Origin of the sequence: Tsukamurella sp. 8F, assembly GCF_029167375.1 — a bacterium.
Taxonomy (GTDB): Bacteria; Actinomycetota; Actinomycetes; order Mycobacteriales; family Mycobacteriaceae; genus Tsukamurella.
The window spans coordinates 42,448-61,056 of the sequence record NZ_JARFTP010000025.1 but is presented as its reverse complement, the minus strand read 5'-3'; the positions used below and the strand labels follow the sequence as shown (position 1 = coordinate 61,056).

General features: G+C 69.7%; 19 protein-coding genes. 3 read left to right on the top strand and 16 right to left on the bottom strand.

Features of this window, described 5'->3' with window-relative positions; translation table 11 throughout:
• Positions 1 to 52 precede the first annotated feature (52 nt).
• The 11 genes from rplS to rpsP form a co-directional block, all read right to left on the bottom strand.
• Positions 53 to 394, bottom strand: a complete 342-nt coding sequence (gene rplS / locus P0W64_RS17205; RefSeq protein ID WP_275481385.1) for a 50S ribosomal protein L19 — start codon at positions 392 to 394, stop codon at positions 53 to 55.
• Positions 391 to 1,449: a hypothetical protein gene (locus P0W64_RS17200; RefSeq protein ID WP_275481384.1), complete on the bottom strand. Its 1,059-nt coding sequence runs from the start codon at positions 1,447 to 1,449 to the stop codon at positions 391 to 393. The genes rplS and P0W64_RS17200 overlap by 4 nt, the downstream gene beginning before the upstream one ends.
• Before the next feature lie 9 nt (positions 1,450 to 1,458).
• Positions 1,459 to 3,906 (bottom strand): Tex family protein, encoded by a 2,448-nt coding sequence (locus tag P0W64_RS17195; RefSeq protein ID WP_275481383.1) that lies wholly within the window; start codon positions 3,904 to 3,906, stop codon positions 1,459 to 1,461.
• A gap of 97 nt (positions 3,907 to 4,003) precedes the next feature.
• The gene (locus P0W64_RS17190) at positions 4,004 to 4,420 is read right to left on the bottom strand and encodes a hypothetical protein (protein ID WP_275481382.1); all 417 of its coding nucleotides are present in this window, start codon (positions 4,418 to 4,420) and stop codon (positions 4,004 to 4,006) included.
• On the bottom strand, positions 4,413 to 5,387 hold the full coding sequence (locus P0W64_RS17185; RefSeq protein ID WP_275481381.1) for a hypothetical protein: 975 nt from the start codon (positions 5,385 to 5,387) through the stop codon (positions 4,413 to 4,415). Before P0W64_RS17185 ends, P0W64_RS17190 begins: the two co-directional genes overlap by 8 nt.
• On the bottom strand, positions 5,387 to 5,659 hold the full coding sequence (locus P0W64_RS17180; protein ID WP_275481380.1) for a hypothetical protein: 273 nt from the start codon (positions 5,657 to 5,659) through the stop codon (positions 5,387 to 5,389). Before P0W64_RS17180 ends, P0W64_RS17185 begins: the two co-directional genes overlap by 1 nt.
• A complete protein-coding gene (locus P0W64_RS17175; protein WP_275481379.1) occupies positions 5,659 to 5,952 on the bottom strand; it encodes a YbaB/EbfC family nucleoid-associated protein in 294 nt (97 codons plus the stop codon). The genes P0W64_RS17180 and P0W64_RS17175 overlap by 1 nt, the downstream gene beginning before the upstream one ends.
• 67 nt (positions 5,953 to 6,019) lie before the next feature.
• A complete protein-coding gene (trmD, locus tag P0W64_RS17170) occupies positions 6,020 to 6,718 on the bottom strand; it encodes a tRNA (guanosine(37)-N1)-methyltransferase TrmD (protein WP_275481378.1) in 699 nt (232 codons plus the stop codon).
• Between the two features lie 10 nt (positions 6,719 to 6,728).
• Positions 6,729 to 7,259 (bottom strand): ribosome maturation factor RimM, encoded by a 531-nt coding sequence (rimM, locus tag P0W64_RS17165; RefSeq protein ID WP_275481377.1) that lies wholly within the window; start codon positions 7,257 to 7,259, stop codon positions 6,729 to 6,731.
• Positions 7,260 to 7,263: 4 nt separating this feature from the next.
• Complete coding sequence (locus P0W64_RS17160; protein WP_275481376.1) at positions 7,264 to 7,512, bottom strand: RNA-binding protein; 249 nt, start codon at positions 7,510 to 7,512, stop codon at positions 7,264 to 7,266.
• The gene (rpsP, locus tag P0W64_RS17155; protein WP_275481375.1) at positions 7,509 to 7,952 is read right to left on the bottom strand and encodes a 30S ribosomal protein S16; all 444 of its coding nucleotides are present in this window, start codon (positions 7,950 to 7,952) and stop codon (positions 7,509 to 7,511) included. Before rpsP ends, P0W64_RS17160 begins: the two co-directional genes overlap by 4 nt.
• Before the next feature lie 177 nt (positions 7,953 to 8,129).
• Between rpsP and P0W64_RS17150 the strand changes: the two genes are divergently transcribed.
• From P0W64_RS17150 to P0W64_RS17140, 3 genes are all read left to right on the top strand, one after another.
• Positions 8,130 to 9,503: a glutamate decarboxylase gene (locus P0W64_RS17150; RefSeq protein ID WP_275481374.1), complete on the top strand. Its 1,374-nt coding sequence runs from the start codon at positions 8,130 to 8,132 to the stop codon at positions 9,501 to 9,503.
• 108 nt (positions 9,504 to 9,611) lie between these two features.
• Positions 9,612 to 10,889, top strand: coding sequence for an acyltransferase (locus P0W64_RS17145; RefSeq protein ID WP_275481373.1), 1,278 nt, complete (start codon positions 9,612 to 9,614; stop codon positions 10,887 to 10,889).
• Positions 10,876 to 11,562, top strand: a complete 687-nt coding sequence (locus tag P0W64_RS17140) for a lysophospholipid acyltransferase family protein (RefSeq protein WP_275481372.1) — start codon at positions 10,876 to 10,878, stop codon at positions 11,560 to 11,562. Before P0W64_RS17145 ends, P0W64_RS17140 begins: the two co-directional genes overlap by 14 nt.
• Here P0W64_RS17140 and P0W64_RS17135 read toward each other — a convergent pair whose 3' ends face one another.
• The 5 genes from P0W64_RS17135 to P0W64_RS17115 form a co-directional block, all read right to left on the bottom strand.
• On the bottom strand, positions 11,563 to 12,633 hold the full coding sequence (locus P0W64_RS17135) for an amidohydrolase family protein (RefSeq protein WP_275481371.1): 1,071 nt from the start codon (positions 12,631 to 12,633) through the stop codon (positions 11,563 to 11,565).
• Between the two features lies 1 nt (position 12,634).
• Positions 12,635 to 14,209, bottom strand: a complete 1,575-nt coding sequence (gene ffh / locus P0W64_RS17130) for a signal recognition particle protein (RefSeq protein ID WP_275481370.1) — start codon at positions 14,207 to 14,209, stop codon at positions 12,635 to 12,637.
• A gap of 9 nt (positions 14,210 to 14,218) precedes the next feature.
• Positions 14,219 to 16,636, bottom strand: coding sequence for a [protein-PII] uridylyltransferase (locus tag P0W64_RS17125; RefSeq protein WP_275481390.1), 2,418 nt, complete (start codon positions 16,634 to 16,636; stop codon positions 14,219 to 14,221).
• 37 nt (positions 16,637 to 16,673) lie between these two features.
• Positions 16,674 to 17,012, bottom strand: a complete 339-nt coding sequence (locus P0W64_RS17120; RefSeq protein ID WP_275481369.1) for a P-II family nitrogen regulator — start codon at positions 17,010 to 17,012, stop codon at positions 16,674 to 16,676.
• 102 nt (positions 17,013 to 17,114) lie between these two features.
• Positions 17,115 to 18,449, bottom strand: a complete 1,335-nt coding sequence (locus P0W64_RS17115) for an ammonium transporter (protein WP_275481389.1) — start codon at positions 18,447 to 18,449, stop codon at positions 17,115 to 17,117.
• Positions 18,450 to 18,609 lie beyond the last annotated feature (160 nt).

Sequence of the window (18,609 nt, the reverse complement as noted above, 5' to 3'; positions counted from 1 at the left end):
CCCCCCGGGGGCCGCCCCCCTCCGCGCGTAGCCCCTCAGCGGGCCGGAAGCTTCAGCGCTTCTCCTTGATCTTGGCGGCCTTGCCACGAAGATCGCGCAGGTAGTAGAGCTTCGCGCGGCGCACATCACCCCGGGTCAGCACATCGATGTGGTCGATGTTGGGGCTGTGCACCGGGAAGGTGCGCTCGACACCGACGCCGAAGGACACCTTGCGAACCGTGAAGGTCTCGCGGATCCCGCCGCCCTGGCGTCGGATGACGACGCCCTTGAAGACCTGGATGCGCTCCTTGGAGCCCTCGATGACCTTCACGTGCACGTCGAGCGTGTCGCCGGGCCGGAAGTCGGGCACATCAGTGCGCAGGGACTGCTGGTCAATGAAATCGAGCGTGTTCATCGCTGTTTAAACACCGTTCTTGCCGTCGTCGCGAGCAGAGGACCCTGGCGACCGTCGGCGCTCCCGCCCTCGTGCGCGGTGCCCCGGGGTTCGACCGGTTCGTACTCCTGTTGTGGGAGCCGTCGCGCGGCTCCGTTGTTGCTGGTGGGCCGCTGCGCAGCCCTGCTCCGGACGTGACGCGCCCGGGGCAACCTGTTGATTGTGCCAGACCGACGCCGCCGACGGGAAATCGGCGCACGAGGCACCGGTCGCGGCGCTGCGTGGACGACGCGGTCGAGGACGCGCTCAGCCTCCAGCTTGGCGTGTGGCACGTCCGGTCGGCCCGCGGTCAGGTCCTGGACGTAGATCTTGGCGCGGATCAGCGGCCGCCGCAATCGGCGCTCCCGCCGCAGCGCACGCGCCATCTTGCGGTCGCCGTAGCGCCAGCGTGCCCACGGCGAACCAGGCCGCGCGAGCCGCAGCGCGCCGAAGATCAACAGCGGCCACACGAACAGTCCGACGAGGCCGGTCCACACCTTGCCTTTGAGGAGCACGACCAATGCGGCACCGAAGTCGACCATCGCGAGGGCGTAGAACGACCACGGTAGCGGTGATCCCAGATCGCGGACCGCGTTCACATCGAGGAATTCCAGCGGCCGGAAGCCGAGGAGCAGCAGCCCGGACACGGCGACGGCGCCGAACACCGCGTCGACGGACGCCCGGCCCTCCTCCTGCCAGTAGACATCTCGCAGATAGAGGATCAACGCGAACTCGTCCAGCACCAGCGCGGCACCGAGTCCGAACAGGCCCGAGAGCAGTGCACCCGTGGTCCGCGTCGCGGTATCGAACGTCGCTATCAGGCCCACAGCGGAGACCATGCACAGCACCACGCCGAAGACCATGTGATGCACGTGCACGTCGCCCGCTCGGATGTTGCCGAACCACCATCGAACGTTCGCCCGGATGAGCCGGACGCTGCCGCGGATGCACAGGAAGCCGACGATCAGTCCCACGAGGAAGCAGAACAGCGGAAGCCTCCCGCCGGCCACGATCTCCTCACTGAACCATCGGCTCATGCCACCAGATTACTGTCCGAATCCCGCACGACGGAGAGCCTCGGCCATCGAGCCTGTCGGTTGCCGCCCGGTGTTCTTCTTCCCTTCACCACCGGTCCGCCTCTGCCCGCCGGAGTTCGCCTGTCGGACACCGCGGCCACCCGGCTCGGGCGTGCGTCCGCGGCCCTGCCCGCGTCCGGTGCCGCCCGACGCCTGGCCGCGACCCCGGCTCCCGTTGCCCGCGCCCTTCGCGGGCCGGCCGGGCTCGTCGTTCAGCCGCAGGGTCAGGCCGATACGGTTGCGCTCGACGTCGACCTCGAGCACCTTCACCTTCACGACCTGACCAGACTTCACCACCTCATGCGGGTCCGAGACGAAGCGATCCGACATCGCGGATACGTGCACCAACCCGTCCTGGTGCACGCCCACGTCGACGAACGCCCCGAACGCGGCGACGTTGGTGACGACGCCCTCGAGGACCATGCCGGGTGTCAGGTCCCCGACCTTCTCCACGCCCGCCGCGAACGTCGCGGTGACGAACGCCGGCCGCGGGGCGCGGCCGGGCTTCTCCAGCTCATGCAGAATGTCGGTGACGGTCGGCAGGCCGAACTGCTCGTCGGCGAACTCGGCGGGATCCAGCTTCCGCAGGGCGGAGCTGTTGCCGATCAGTTCCGCGAGCTGAAGCCCGGACCGGTCCAGGATGCGCCGCACCACCGGGTAGGCCTCCGGGTGGACACCGGACTCGTCCAGCGGATCGTCGCCACCGCGGATGCGGAGGAAGCCCGCGCACTGCTCGAACGCCTTGGGGCCCAGGCGCGGTACGTCGAGGAGGCCGGAGCGGCTGCGGAACGCGCCAGCACCGTCACGGTGCGCGATGATGGCAGCGGCCAGCGAATCTGAGACGCCGGACACGCGCGCGAGGAGCGGCGCCGACGCCGTATTGAGGTCCACGCCCACGGCGTTCACCGCGTCCTCGATGACTGCGTCGAGGCTGCGGGCGAGGTGTGTCGGGTTGATGTCGTGCTGGTACTGGCCGACACCGATGGACTTCGGATCGATCTTCACGAGCTCGGCGAGCGGATCCTGCAGGCGCCGGGCTATGGATACCGCGCCGCGCAGAGACACGTCCAGGTCAGGCAGCTCTCCGCTCGCATACTCCGACGCTGAGTACACCGATGCCCCGGCCTCGCTGACGACCACCTTGGCCGGTGCCTCGGCTCCGGCCTTCCCGATCTCCGCGACCAACTCGGACGCGAGAGCGTCCGTCTCGCGGGAAGCGGTGCCGTTGCCGATCGCGATCAGCTCGACGCCGTGCCGTGCGACCAGTGCCGCGAGCGTCGCCTTGGACTCGTCCCACCGCTTCTGCGGCTGATGTGGATAGATCGCGCAGGTGTCGACGACCTTCCCGGTGCCGTCGACGACCGCGACCTTCACTCCGGTTCGGAAACCGGGGTCGAGGCCGAGCGTCGCCCGGGCGCCGGCGGGCGCCGCGAGCAGCAGGTCCTCGAGGTTCGTGGCGAACACGCCTACCGCGTCGTCCTCGGCGCGCTGCCGCAGCCGCGACCGAGCGTCGACGGTGGACGAGAGCATGAGCTTGGTGCGCCACGCCCAGCGCACGGTCTGCGCGAGCCAGGGGTCCGCGGCGCGACCGGAGTTCTCCACGTGCAGGGTCGCCGCGATCATGCCCTCGTACTCGGCGTCCTCGCCGCCGTCGAACGCGAGCGACAGCGCACCCTCCTTCTCCCCGCGCAGTACGGCCAGAGCGCGATGGCTGGGCATCTGCTCGAGCGGCTCAGAGAAATCGAAGTAGTCGCGGAACTTCGCAGCGCCGCCGTCCCTGCCGCCGGTGGGCGCATCCGCGCGGGCGACGGTACGCAGCGTGCCGCCGGTCCAGAACTTCTCGCGCACGGCGCCGACGAGCTCGGCATCCTCGGCCACACGCTCGATGACGATGTGCCGGGCCCCTTCGAGTGCGGCGGCCGTATCGACGACGTTCTCGCCCACGTACTCGGTCGCGACGCTGTCCGGGTCGAGCGTCGGGTCCTCGAGCAGCCGGTCCGCAAGCGGCTCCAGGCCCGCCTCGCGCGCGATCTGCGCCTTGGTGCGACGCTTGGGCTTGTACGGCAGATAGAGATCCTCGACGCGGGACTTCGAGTCGGCCGAGACGAGTTGCGCGCGCAGCGCATCCGTGAGCTTGCCCTGTTCGGCGATCGACTCGAGCACCGCCGCCCGGCGCTCGTCCAGCTCTCGCAGATACTTCAGCCGCTCGTCCAACGCGCGTAGCTGGGCATCGTCGAGGCTCCCCGTCGCCTCCTTGCGGTAGCGAGCGATGAACGGAACCGTCGCCCCGCCGTCCAGCAGCCGCACCGTCGCGGCCACCTGGCCCTCGCCGATGGACAACTCCTGCGCGATACGCGACTGCACCGTCGCGACGCCGGGAACGGTGGGAATTACAGACTTGTCATTCGGCGAACTCACCCGGTAAGCCTAAACATGGCGGGGAGGGGCGACCCGATCCGGGCACCGGGCCGGAGTCCACGGCCGCGCTAGCCGCCGCGGATAGACCTACGGGCCGTCACGACCCGCCTGCCAACCTGGCCAGCACGACCTGCCGCCTCCCCGTGGCCATCACCGCCTCGTAGGCAACATCCGCGAGCTGCACCGAAGACGGCCACTCGCCCGCCGATACCAGCGCCGCGAGGGCCGAAATCGCGCGCGAGCATTGGAATCCGGACAGGTACGCCGGAAGGTCGCCGCCGCGGCGCGCCGCGGCGGCGGCCGCATCGAGCTCGTCCGCAACGGCACTCAGGCGCTCGACCTCGCGACGGCGAGAGCCGGGTTCGCGGCGCTCCCCCGCGAGCACCGATCCGAGGCCGGCGAGCGTGCCCGTCGGGTCTACGAGCAGATCGAACGTGTCCGCCACGAGAGCGAGGGCGGCAGCGTGGCGGTCGGCCCCGGGGATCGTCAGAACCACGGCTTCGACATCAGGCATGCTGCTGATCCTGTGCGGCATCACCCACCTCCTCCGGTGGCGCCCACGAGACCGAAGCCGACGAGGGCTCGAAGCCCTGTGTACGCAAGTACCCGGCGACGTCGTCGGGCAGCGGTTGCGCGCCCACGACCGGGCCGCCGATCAGGCCGTGCGCCGCGCAGTGCGCGGCGATCGACAACTCGGGCCACTCCTCGTTCCCTGCGACGGACTCGCCGTCGCGCAGCAGGATGCCGGCGCGGAGGTAGCCGTCCAGCTCGTTCGTGCCGATCACGATCCGCGCGCGCCCCGCCTCGTCGGTGACCGACGCGACAGCGAGCCGGACCCAACCGCGCGCGGGTCCCGTGACACCCTCGCCCAGCTCCCGCAACCGCTCCGCGACACCCGCGAGCGCGCTGGACGCGTCGGCGCGGTAACTCCTGGCTCGGTGTACCCCGTCGCGCCCCATCGCCCCGGCTAGCATCCCGGCACCAGTCAACCCGGAGCCGGCCGGCTCCGTCACGGTGACCCCCTGGGCCTCAGCCAGAGCCACGACGTGATTCGCTCCGAGCAGCCGCGCACGCCGCTCGGCCTCCTCCGCGACCGCCTCGGCATGCGCCTCGGCGCGCTGGTCGATCAGGCCGATCGCGAACCCGAGGCCCTCGTCGCCGGGCGAAGCCTGCGCCCGCAGGTCGTGAACGTCCGCGGCCGCGCGGGCCGCGAGGTCTTCGAGGCGCGCCGCCGTGCCGGACGACAAAGCGGCCAGCGACTCCGCGAGCCCGGCGCGAGTCGTTTCCACGCCCGCGGCACACACGAACACGGTTGCCGGAGCGCTCATGCCGTCGCCGAGTGCGCGCATGCATTCGTCGGCAGCGAGGTGTAGGTCGCGGAACAATGCGGCCCGCTCCCTGCATGCCTCGGCGTACGTTTCGTACTCGGCCGGTTCCACCCGCGGCCACCAGCGGAAGTCGCCCAGGGCTCCCGGAACCACTACTGCGCCCCTGTTATCGACACGGCACCCGCCGCATCGGCGGCCACGGCGCGCGCGGCGCACTCGGCGACGCTGTCTGCCAGCTCCCGCAGAACCGCCTCGACCGCCGCAGCGGCTTCCGCGGCAGCGCGGTCGGAGGCCGCCAGCTGCCCCTGGATGGCGCGCTCGTACCTGTCCCCGGCACGCGGCACGGATCGCGGACCGATCACGCTGTCCGCCAGCGCGTCGAGCTGCCGCGCGGTGCGCTCCCATGCCGCCGGGTCCATCTCCATCAACGCACCCCGCCCACCGCGAGCGCGGCGCGGCGCGCGTAGTGCGTACCGAGTGAATCCGCCGCCTGCCCCGCGAGCTCGACGATCAGCTGCGCCAGCGCGGCCGGGGCGTGCGTGCGCTGAACTCCGGCGTGCAGGTCCACGTCGACCACCCGCCCCCGGACATCGACGGTGACCGCCACCAGCCGGTCCCGACTGCGCGCGGTCACCCGCGCGGTGCGGTACTCCTCGTCCAGCCTGGCGAGCTCAGCCGCCCGCGATTCCACCTCGGCCAACAGCCGCGTCGATTCCATCGCTTCCCCCGATGTCCGGATCCCCCGATCCGGTCCGCCCACCATTGTGCCCCAGGCACCGGCGGTCCTACTCGGATTCGCCGGCTCCGGGCGGCAACAGATCCGGACGCCGCTCGGCGGTGCGCGCCAGCGACTGTTCGCGGCGCCACGCGGCGACCTTCGCATGGTCGCCGGACAACAGGACGGGCGGCACGGTGAGGCCACGCCACGTCTCCGGGCGCGTATACGACGGTCCCTCCAGGAGCCCGTCCGAGAATGAGTCGTCCTGGTGGGAGGCGGCGTTGCCGAGCACGCCCGGGACGAGCCGCGCGAACGCCTCGACCATCACGAGCACGGCCGCCTCGCCGCCGATGAGGACGTAGTCCCCCAGCGAGACCTCGACGACGCGGACACGGCGCGCTGCGTCGTCGAACACCCGCTGGTCGATGCCCTCGTAGCGTCCGCACGCGAACACGATGTGCCTCTCCTCCGACCAGGCCTGTGCCATGGCCTGTGTGAACGGCACGCCTGCGGGCGTCGGCACGACCAGCAGGGCGTCGGCGGGGCACACGTCGTCGAGTGCGGGGCCCCAGACCGTGGGCTTCATGACCATGCCGGGCCCGCCGCCGTACGGCGAGTCGTCGACGGCCTTGTGCACGTCATGGGTCCAGTCGCGCAGGTCGTGGACTTCGACCTCGAGGAGGCCCTTATCGATGGCCTTGCCGAGCAGCGCCTGCCGCATGGGAGCGAAGTACTCGGGGAAGATGCTGATCACGTCGATGCGCACAGCCGATTCCTCACGCCCCGGGATCCGGGTCCAGCAGCCCCTCGGGCGGATCGATCTCGATGATGCCCGCGGCTACATCGACCACCGGCACGATGGCCTTCACGAACGGCACCAGGATCTCCCGGCGATCGGCAGCACGCACCGACAGGAGCTCACCGCCCGGCGGGTGCAGCACCTCACCGACGGTCCCGACGACGGTGCCGTCGGCCAGCCTCACCTCGAGTCCCTCGAGCTCGTGGTCGTAGAACTCGTCGGGGTCGTCTGAAGGCTCGACCTCGGACGAGTCGATGACGAAGAGGGTCCCGCGGATCGCGTCGGCCGCCGTGCGGTCGGAGACCTCGGCCAGGGTGAGGAGCAGCCTCCCCGAGTGCTCACGCGACGCGGTCACCGTGTACTGCGCGACGGAGTCCTCGCGCGGGCGCCGCCCGGTGAGGACGGCGCCATCGAAGAAACGTAGGTCGGGCGAGTCGGTCCGCACCTCCACGACGACTTCGCCGCGGATGCCGTGCGATTTCACGACCCGCCCGATCACGAGCTCCATCGCGCTAGTCGAGCCGGTCGGTGTCGACGACGTCGATCCGGATGCCCTTACCGCCGATGCCGGCGACCAGGGTCCGCAGAGCGGTGGCGGTGCGGCCCCCGCGCCCGATGACCTTACCCAGATCGTCGGGGTTGACATGCACCTCGATCACGCGGCCGCGTCGGCCGGTGATGAGGTCGACGCGAACGTCGTCGGGGTGGGACACGATGCCACGGACCAGGTGCTCCACGGCATCGGCGACGACGGCGCTCACTGCCCCTCGGCGGGCGCCTCGGCCTCAGCGGCCTCGGCCTCGTCCTTCTTGGGGGCGGCCTTCTTCTTGGGGGTGGTCGCCTCGGTGGCGGGCTCCTTGTCGGCCTCGGCCAGGGCCGCATTGAAGAGATCCTGCTTGGAAGGCTTCGGCTCGGCGACCTTGAGGGTGCCCTCGGCACCGGGAAGGCCCTTGTGCTTCTGCCAGTCGCCCGTGATCTTCAGCAGGGCGAGGACGGGCTCGGTCGGCTGCGCACCGACGCCGAGCCAGTACTGAGCGCGCTCGGAATCGATGTCGATGAGCGACGGCTCCTCCTTCGGGTGGTACTTCCCGATGGTCTCGATGGCACGGCCGTCACGGCGGGTGCGGGCGTCGGCGACGACGACGCGGTACTGGGGGTTGCGGATCTTGCCGAGCCGCGTGAGCTTGATCTTGACAGCCATGAAGCCTTGTTCCTTTACATGTCACGGTGCAATTCAGCGATGCGCCAGGATGGACACATCCGGTTTTGCCGTCTCAGTGGTGACCGCCCCGGGCCGGTACGTAACCGGGTCCGGGCAGCAATCGGCCATTCTGCCACGGTCTGCGCACACCACGAAATCGTCGTACCGTCGGCGGGCGTGGACATCGACGACGACACCGTGCTGACCCCCGCCTACTCCGGGCGGCTGGATTCCCGGCCGATCCCGCTCGCTCGGCTCGACGACCACGAGCTGACGCCGGTCGAGACCTATCGCTTCATCCACGACGAGATGATGCTCGACGGGCAGGCCCGGCAGAATCTCGCGACGTTCGTGACGACCTGGATGGAGGAGCCCGCCACCCGGCTCATGACCGAGGCATTCGACAAGAACGCCGTCGATCACGACGAGTACCCGTCTACCTCGCGCATCGAGTCCCGCTCGATCGCGATGGTCGCCGAGCTGTTCCACGCACCCGGCCTGGATCCAGCCGACCCGTCGTCGGCGACGGGCGCGTCGACGATCGGCAGCTCCGAGGCGGTCATGCTGGCGGGCCTCGCACTCAAGTGGGCGTGGCGGGCGCGCCGCCGCGCCGCCGGAGCCGACACCTCCCGACCCAAGCTCGTACTGGGCAGCAATGTGCAGGTCGTATGGGAGAAGTTCTGCCGATACTTCGAAGTCGAGCCCGTCTATCTGCCCATCGAACCGGGCCGGTACGTCGTCACTCCCCAGCAGGTCCGGGACGCCGTCGACGAGGACACCATCGGCGCCGTCGTGATACTGGGCACCACCTTCACGGGCGAGTACGAGGACGTCGCCGGGGTATGCGCCGCCCTCGACGACGTGGCCGCCGCCGGCGGCCCGGACGTGCCCGTCCACGTCGACGCCGCGAGCGGCGGCTTCGTCGCGCCGTTCCTGGATCCCGACCTCGTCTGGGACTTCCAGCTCCCCCGCGTCGTATCGATCAACGTGTCGGGCCACAAGTACGGCCTCACCTACCCCGGCATCGGGTTCGTCGTATTCCGGGACGGCGACCAACTCGACGACGACCTCGTCTTCCACGTGAACTATCTGGGCGGCGACATGCCGACCTTCACGCTCAACTTCTCCCGGCCCGGCGCCCAGATCGTCGGGCAGTACTACAACTTCCTCCGCCTCGGCCGGGCGGGCTACAGGCGGGTCATGCAGAGCCTGCGGGACACGGCGACATGGCTCGCCGGCGAGCTCGCGGAGCTGGACCACATCCGGATCATCACCGGCGGAACGGCGCTGCCCGTGCTGGCCTTCGACCTCGACCCCGATGCACCGATGACGGTTTTCGACGTGTCCCATGAGCTGCGCACCTACGGCTGGCAGGTTCCCGCCTACACGATGCCCGCCGACGCCCAGGACGTCGCCGTTCTGCGCATCGTGGTGCGTGAGGGACTCTCCCGCGACCTGGCTGCGCGCCTGCGCGACGACCTCGCCGAGACCTTGCGGCGGCTGTCGACGACTGCGCCACACGCGCCCGCCGAGACTCGGTTCCGGCACTGACAGTCGGGTAAGGTGAGTCCCCGATTCGGCGCCCGGGACCATTCTCGACCAGCAGCCTGTGCGTCGGCTTCCAGGAATCTCCCAGACAAGGAGTGCAGGATCCAGAGCATGGCGACGACAGTGGCAGACCAGAACCGCCCGGCCGTCTCGACGAGCCGCACCGGGGCTGCCACCCCTCGCCGCAGCGGGTATCTCCACCAGCTCGACTTCATGCGTGTGATCACCTTCCTGCTGGTCATCCTGGTACACACGCTCACCAACACCAATAACGAGGTGACCGGGACGGTCACCAACGCCTTGGCCCTGAACCTGCATTTCACCCGGAACGCGTTCTTCGCCCTGACGGGGTTGGTGCTGGCCTACGGCACGCTCGACCAGACCGACTTCTCGGCGCGGGCATTCTGGCGCAAGCGCCTCCCGCTGGTCGCCATACCGTTCCTCGTGTGGGCGATCGCCTACTGGGTGTTCGCGATGGTCACCACGCACAACACGCGCAACATCCCTGGCAGTCTCGCCAACCTCGCCTACAACGTGGTGTGGGGCGGTATGAACGGCTACCAGCTGTACTTCATCTTCGTCACGCTGCAGATCTACCTGCTCTTCCCGGCCGTCCTCTGGATCGTGCGCCGCACGCGTGGGCACCACCTGCGGCTACTGTTCGTGTCCGCCATCGTCCAGCTCGCGGTGTACGCGACGCTGATCCATTGGCAGCCCGCCGGCACGATCGGCAACTACTGGTGGCACGCCTACGCGACCTTCGTCCCCTACCAGTTCTTCGTCTTCCTGGGTGCGGTCACCGCTGCGCACCGCGAGCGGGTCGAGGCCGTCCTGCTGCGCCACGCTCCACTCGTGTTCGCCGCCGCCGCGATCATCGCGGTCGGCGAGCAGCTGATCTACCAGCTCCGCCTCCGCGGCGGCGCGCCGCCGATGGTCGCCTCCTCTGCATTCCAGCCGACCAGTCTGGCCCTCTACGTCGCGCTCACGGCCGCCGTCTACACCGTGGGCCTCATCGCGGCCCGCAACATGGATCGGATCCCGCGGCTGGCGCGCGTCGCCTCGTACGGTGCCAAGCGCTCTTTCGGCGTGTTCCTCGCCCACGTGATGGTGCTGTCGGTGCTGTTGCTCCCCGCCGAGAACACCTCCTGGTTCCTGCGGCATGTGTCGTCACCGTGGGCGACGCTGCTCGCGTACGTGGTGACGGTCCTCGTCACCGTCGGCATCGTCGAGCTGCTCAGCCGCGCCCCCAAAGCCCACTGGTGGGTCGGGCGCAAGCGCGACGGTGCGCGGATCTTCGGGCGGAAACTGCGGAACGACGGCAAGGGATCACGGCAGTTCTCGCCCGAAGGTCCGTCGGGCCGGGTAGATACAGGGAATGTCCCTCGATGAACTACGCGCCGCGTTCCGCTACCGGGTCGCCCGTCACATCCTGATCGGGCCCGCACTGTGGGTGTGGGGTCGGCCGAAGGTCACAGGGCGACAACACGTCCCACCCACGGGTCCCGTGATCCTCGCGGCCAATCACCTCGCGATCTCCGACTCCTTCTACGTGGTACAGAGCGCTCGCCGACCGGTGATGTTCCTGGCCAAGTCCGACTACTTCACCCAACCGGGCCTGCGCGGGAGGTTCAAGAAGATCTTCTTCTCCGGCATGGGCCAGATACCGGTGGACCGCAGCGGCGGCGCGAAGGCGTCCCCCGCGATCGCAGCGGCGACATCGATAGTCGAGGACGGCGGCGCCTGGGGCATACATCCCGAGGGCACCCGATCACCCGACGGCCGCATGTACAAGGGCCATACCGGCGTGATCCGGGTGGCGGCCGCAACCGGCACACCCGTCGTTCCCATCGCGCTCACCGGCACGGACGGCCGCACCCGCAGCAACTTCTGGAAGAGTCACGTCTCGGTCGACATCCTGCCGCCCCTGGACATGAGCGACGTGACGCCCGAAGACGAGGTCTCCATCCGCCGCGCAACCGATCGCCTCATGAACGCCATCGCCGCTCGCACGGGTCAGGAACAGACGGGAGTCTATGCCAAGCCGGGAAGTGGGACGAAGTAGCTAGAGCGCAACGTGCCCGCGCAGCACCACAGTCGCAGGCGCGAGCGTCCTCCCGGCGGCCACGACAGCTACGGGGTCGTCGGCGTAGACGACGAAGTCGGCAGGTGCACCGTCGTCGATACCCGCGAAGCCCAGCCATTCCCGCGCGCGCCACGACGCCGCCGCGAGTGCCTCCTCGGCCGGCATCACCCGGGCCAACTCGGCGATCTCGACCGGCAGCCGCCCATGCGCGTTGAAGCCGCCCGCGTCCGTACCCGCGTACATCTGCACGCCCGCCTCGTAGGCGGCTCGATAGGTCTCGTATCGCCGGTCGAACAGATCCTGCATGTGAGCTGCGTACGTCGGGTACTTGCCCAGCGCCGGCTCCGCGATCGACGGGAAGTTGGCGATCTGCACCAGCGTCGGGACGAGCGCCGTGCCCTGGGCGGCCATCACTCGGATCGTCTCGTCCGTCAGCCCCGAACCGTGCTCGATGCAGTCGACGCCCGCCGCGAGCAGCCCGGGCAGCGCGTCCTCGCCGAACACGTGCGATGCCACCCGCGCACCGGCGGCATGCGCCACCGAGATCGCCTCCGCGAGCAGGTCGTCCGGCCACACGGGCGCGAGGTCGCCGACGGACCGGTCGATCCAATCCCCCACTATCTTGACCCAGCCGTGGCCGCGTGCCGCCTGTCGCCGCACCTCGTCGACGAGGCCTGAGGGGTCGTCGAGCTGCACGCCGAGCCCGGGGATGTATCGGCGAGTCAGTGCGATGTGGCGCCCCATCCGAACGAAGCGTGGCATGTCGGACTCGGAGTCCAGCGGAGTCGTATCGAGGTTCGACCCCGGCTCGCGCACGGCAGTGACTCCCACCGCCACGTCGTCCCGAGCGAGTTCGCGCGCCCGCTCTAGGGTGGGTTCGCCGTCGGGCACGATCCCGACGTGGCAGTGCGCGTCGACGAGGCCCGGGACGGCCCAGCCCGTCAGCTCGGTATCGGCGCGCCCGCCGGGGGGTGCGAAACGCACGGCACCGTCGTCGACCCAGAACTCATCCGGGCCGTCCGGCAGCACCGCCCCCCGGAAGTGCAGCACGTCAGCGCTTCTTCTTCAGCTGCCGTTCGATCTCGGCCATGTCGATGCCCTCCAGCCCGGGCGGCAACTGGTCGAGGCCCTGCGGCATTCCCGCCATGCCGGGCGGCAACCCGGGCATGCCCGGAGTCCCGGCGGACGCGCCGCCCCGCGCGTTACGCGGCGGCGTGGGCCCGCGCCCCGATCCCTTCTTGCCCTTCTTGCCCTTCTGCTGCTTCTGCTTCCGCTTCGGAATACGCTTGGGCGCACCGAATCCCGCCATCTGCGACATCATCTTGCGTGCCTCGAAGAAGCGATCCACGAGCTGGTTGACGTCGGTCACGGTGACGCCGGAGCCCTTCGCGATACGCAGGCGCCGCGAGGCGTTGATGATCTTCGGATCCGCGCGCTCGGCTGGCGTCATGCCGCGGATGATGGCCTGGATGCGGTCCAGCTGCGAGTCGTCGACCGCGGCGAGTGCGTCCTTCATCTGGCCCGCTCCCGGCAGCATGCCCAGCAGGTTCCCGATGGGGCCCATGCGCCGGATCATCAGCATCTGATCGAGGAAGTCCTCCAGCGTCAGCTCACCCGAGGTGATCTTCGCCGCGGCCTCCTCGGCCTTCTGCTGATCCATGACCTGCTCGGCCTGCTCGATGAGCGACAGCACGTCACCCATTCCGAGGATGCGCGAACTCATCCGGTCCGGGTGGAAGACGTCGAAGTCCTCGAGCTTCTCACCCGTGGACGCGAACAGAATCGGCTTGCCGGTGATCTCGCGGACCGACAGGGCCGCACCACCGCGGGCGTCGCCGTCGAGCTTGGTCAGCACCACGCCGGTGAACCCGACGCCGTCCTGGAACGCCTGCGCGGTCGAGACCGCGTCCTGGCCGATCATGGCGTCGAGGACGAACAGCACTTCGTCGGGACTCACGGCGTCGCGGATGTTCGCAGCCTGGGACATCAGCTCCTGGTCGATGCCGAGCCGGCCCGCGGTGTCGACGATGACCACGTCGTGCTGCTTGGCGCGCGCCTCATCGATACCGGACCGAGCGACGTTCACCGGATCGGCCGCGCTCACGCCGAGCTCGCCCGCACCCCCGACGGATGTACCGGGGTGCGGTGCGTGCACCGGCACACCCGCACGTTCGCCGACGATGCGCAACTGATCGACGGCGCCTGGCCGCTGCAGGTCGCAGGCCACGAGCATGGGCGTGTGCCCCTGCCCCCGCAGCCACGCCGCCAACTTGCCGGCGAGGGTCGTCTTACCCGCACCCTGCAGGCCGGCGAGCATGATCACCGTCGGCGGCGTCTTCGCGAGGTTCAGCCGCCTGGTCTCGCCGCCGAGGATCTCGATGAGCTCCTCGTTGACGATCTTGACGATCTGCTGCGCGGGGTTGAGCGCCGCCGAGACCTCGGAGCCCTTGGCGCGCTCCTTGATCCGCGCGACGAACGCCCGGACCACAGGCAGCGCGACGTCCGCCTCGAGCAACGCCAGACGGATCTCCCGGCACGTCGAGTCGATGTCCGCGTCGGTCAGCCGGCCTTTGCCGCGGAGGTCCTTGAGTGCGCCTGTCAGGCGATCGGAGAGGGAGTCGAACACCCCAACACCCTATCGGCTGGCCAGTTCGTCCGGGGTAGGTGGCGGCTCCGCGGCGGGCACGACTTCGAGCACTGCCGCCTCGACGGTGTCGCGGAAACCCGGATCGGAGGGCGGGGCGACGCAGAACACGTCGACCACCGACGCGCCGTGCGTGATCGCGCGTGCCCACAGCACGTCGGCGCCTGCGGTCTCCAGGATCGATGCGACGCGCGCCAGCAGGCCGAGCCGGTCGCCCGCCCGAACCTCAAGCACGACGGTCCGGTCGGCCTGTTCGAACCATCGCACCCGGGCCGGCGACGCCGACCGCAGCGGCGGTCCGGCGGCCCCACCCGCCAGTGGCGGCTCCGCGGCGGACTCGCGGGCGTCGAGCTCGGCCTTCACATCCGTGGCGCCGGACAGCGCGGCGAGCAGTTGCTGCCGCACGATGGCCTCGTCGGCGGGGGTACCGAAGTTGGGCACGACGACGAAGCGGTTGACGGCCGCATCGCCGACCGCCGTGACCGATGCATCCTGGACCCGCAGGCCGGCGAGCGCCAGCACGCCTGCCATCCGGGCCAGCAGACCACGCCGGTCCGGGCTCACGACGGTGACCGCGTACGTGTGCGGGCCGCGCTCGGGTGCCGGGGCGATGCGGATGTGCGTACCGCCGTCGGCCGCGATAGCGACCGTCTCATCGTCCGGCGGGGTGGGCTCGGGTAGCGGCTCCCCCGCCATCGCGAGGCGGGCGCGCCGCACGAGATCCCCGATGAGCGACGACTTCCAGTCGCCCCACACGCCGGGTCCCGTCGCCAGGGAGTCTGCCTCCGCGAGCACGTGCAGTAGTTCGAGCAGCACCGGGTTCCCACCCAGCGCCGTCACCACCTTCTCGACGGTGGCGGGATCGTCGAGATCGCGACGCGTGGCCACCTCAGGCAGCAGCAGGTGATACCGCACCATCGACTCGACCACGGCGGCGTCGGCGTCCGGCAGTCCCAGCCGCCGGCACACCTGCGCCGCGATCTCCGCGCCGACGATGCTGTGGTCGCCCCCGCGCCCCTTGCCCAGGTCGTGCAGCAGCGCCCCGAGGACCAGCAGATCCGGACGGGTCACGCGACTCGCGAAGCTCGCAGCCCACGAGGCCGTCTCGACGAGGTGCCGGTCCACGGTCCACGTATGGATCGCGTCGCGCGGGGGAAGGTCGCGGACAGCGCCCCATTCGGGCAGCAACCGCCCCCACAGGCCCGTCCGGTCGAGGGACTCGATGACGCGGACGCTACGGCGGCCCGCGCCCAGTAGCCGCAGGAAGTCGTCGACGGCCTCCTCCGGCCATGGCTCGCGCGGCTCCGGCGCCGCGTCGGCGAGCCGGGCCAGCGTCCCCACGGAGATGGGCAGGTCGTGTGCCGCGGCCGCCGCCGCCACCCGCACCGTCAGGCCCGGATCTCGGGCCGGGTTCGCGTCCCGCGCCAGCACGACCTCCCCCGCCTGGGCGACCACGCCTTCCGCGAGCGGACGCCGTGCCGGGGTCTTGCGGATCCGGGCGATCCCCTTACGCGGCAGCGCGTTCGCCGCCGTCCGGATCCCCACGTCCACCGCGAACGCCACGGTGCGTGCGCTGTCGCTGACGGTGCGCGCGAGGTCGAAGCGGTCGCCGACGCGCAGCGCCGCGCCGATCTCGTCGGCGTCCTGCGCACGTAGCTGGTCGCGGGCGCGGCCCGCCGTGCGATGCAGCTCTGTACGCGCGTCCAGGAGTCGGGCGTGCGCATGCGCGACGCCGCCGGGCCCCGCGGCACCGTCGAGCACCGGGATGCCGTCTGTGAGCTGGGCGATCGACAGCGACCGCAGCAGTTGCACGTCCCGCATACCCCCGCGCCCGTTCTTGAGGTCGGGCTCGGCGCGGTGCGCGATCTCGCCGCTGCGCCGCCACCGCTCCTCGGCCTGCTCGACCAGCTCGGGGAAGCGCCCACGGATGTCGGAACGCCACTGTCGGCGCACGCCCGTGACCAGCAGGGTCGACAAGGCCTCGTCGCCCACGATGTGCCTGGCCTCGAGCATGCCGTGCGCGGCGCTGAGGTCGGACGAGGCCACCTGCAGCGCCTGTGGGACGGTGCGGACACTGTGGTCGAGCTTGATGTGCGCGTCCCATAGCGGGTACCAGAGCGAGTCCGCCGCCTCGGCGACGGACTCGATGGGAACGCCGTCATCGTGCAGCAGGATCAGATCGAAGTCGGAGTACGGCAGCAGTTCACGGCGCCCGAGGCCGCCTACCGCGACCAGCGCGAGTCCACTGTCGGGAAGGATGCCCGCGGCGTGTCCGTGGGTGGTGAGCCAGAGCTCCGCGAGATCGGCCAGCGCGTCGCGCAGCGCGTGCGCGTCGAGCCGGGAGTCGGAAGGGGTACGCCGCAGAAGCCGGGCGCGGGCCGCCACAAGGTCGGTCGCCGCGCCCGGCATGTCGTCGGTCAAGGGCTTGTCTCGACGTCTGCGGGGATCAGAGGGCGTCGGCGCCGCGCTCGCCGGTGCGCACGCGGACGACGGAGTCGACGGGCGTGACCCACACCTTGCCGTCACCGATCTTGCCGGTACGGGAGGCCTCGACGATGACCTCGACGACCTTGTCCGCCACTGCATCGTCGACGACGACCTCGATGCGCACCTTGGGCACGAAGTCGACCGAGTACTCGGCGCCGCGGTACACCTCGGTGTGGCCCTTCTGCCGGCCGTAGCCCTGCACCTCGCTCACGGTCATGCCGAGAATGCCCGCCTGCTCCAGCCCGGACTTCACGTCTTCGAGCGTGAACGGCTTCACGATCGCGGTAACCAGCTTCATTTCTTCACTACCTCCATGGTTGCCGGCCGCAGCACTCTCGCGGTGCAGCCGAGCGTTCGGTGACGTCTTGCGATAGCCCTTGTTTCCGCAGGACCAGCATAGTTAGGCCGTCTCGTACGCGGTCTCCGCGTGCTCGGACTCATCGATACCGATGTCCTCGGCCTCCCTGTCGATGCGCCACCCGAGGGTGAACTTCAGGGCGTAGGCGATGATCGCCGTCAGCACCGCCGTGTACGCGAGTGCCACGAAGGCGATGACGCACTGCACGACCAGCTGCTTGTAGTCGCCACCCCAGAACAGGCCGGTGCCCTTCGCGAGGAAGCCGATGCCGATCGTTCCGATGAGGCCCGCGACGAGGTGCACACCCACCACATCCAGCGAATCGTCGAAACCGAGGCGCGTCTTGAGGCTCACGGCGAACGCCGCCGCGCCGCCGGCCACGACACCCAGGATGATCGAGCCGACGGGAGTCAAGGCGCCACACGCCGGGGTGATGGCGACGAGGCCCGCGACGACGCCCGACGCGGCGCCCACCGTGGTGGCGTGTCCGTCGCGGAAGCGCTCCACCACGAGCCAGCCGATCATCGCGGCGGCGGTGGCGACGGTGGTGTTGATCCAAACCAGACCGGCGGTCGCGTCGGCGTTCAGCTCGGAGCCCGAGTTGAAGCCGAACCAGCCGAACCATAGGAGCGCGGCGCCCAGCATCACGAACGGGATGTTGTGCGGCCGGAATGCGACGCGACCGAAGCCGAGTCGCTTGCCCACCACGATGGCGAGCACCAAGCCTGCCATGCCCGCGTTGATATGGACGACAGTGCCGCCCGCGAAGTCGATGGGCGCCACCGCCGCGCCGTCGCCTGCCTCGTTCAGCCCGAAGATCTTGGCCGCCAATGCATTCGGATCCTTAGAGAGCAGGCCGCCACCCCACACCATATGCGCGAGCGGGAAGTACACGAGGGTCACCCACACGCCCGAGAAAACCAGCCACGTAAGGAATTTCACGCGCTCCGCGACGGCGCCCGAGATGAGTGCCACGGTGATGACCGCGAACGTCATCTGGAAACCCGCGAACACGATCATGGGCAGGCCACTGTCCTTGGCGGACAACACATATGTCGTGTCCGATCCCGCCGTGCCCGTGTCCATCAGCTGCCCGAGCCCGAAATACTTGAACGGGTTGTCGAAGAGCTGCAAGAAGTTGCCGTCCGCGGAGAACGACATGGAGAAGCCCCATAGGCAGTAGATGATGACGACGACGGCGAGCGCGCCCATCGACATCATCATCATGTTGAGCACCGACTTCTGCCGGGACAGCCCGCCGTAGAAGAACGCCAGGGCGGGGGTCATGAGGAGAACCAGGGATGCCGAGACCAGCATCCACGCCGTCGTCCCGATGTCGACCTTGCCGAAAAGTTCCGCTGGCACCGATGACGCCATCATCATCACGTTGTTGAACCTCCTAGTGCGCCGCACCCGCGGCGTCTTGCGGGATCAAGACTGCTCGCAACGTGTTTCGCGAAGAGGGAGCCGGTGTTTCCTTCCTGTGAACGCCACCGGGTTCGACCGGGGGTAGACACGTAACACCCCGTTCACATGT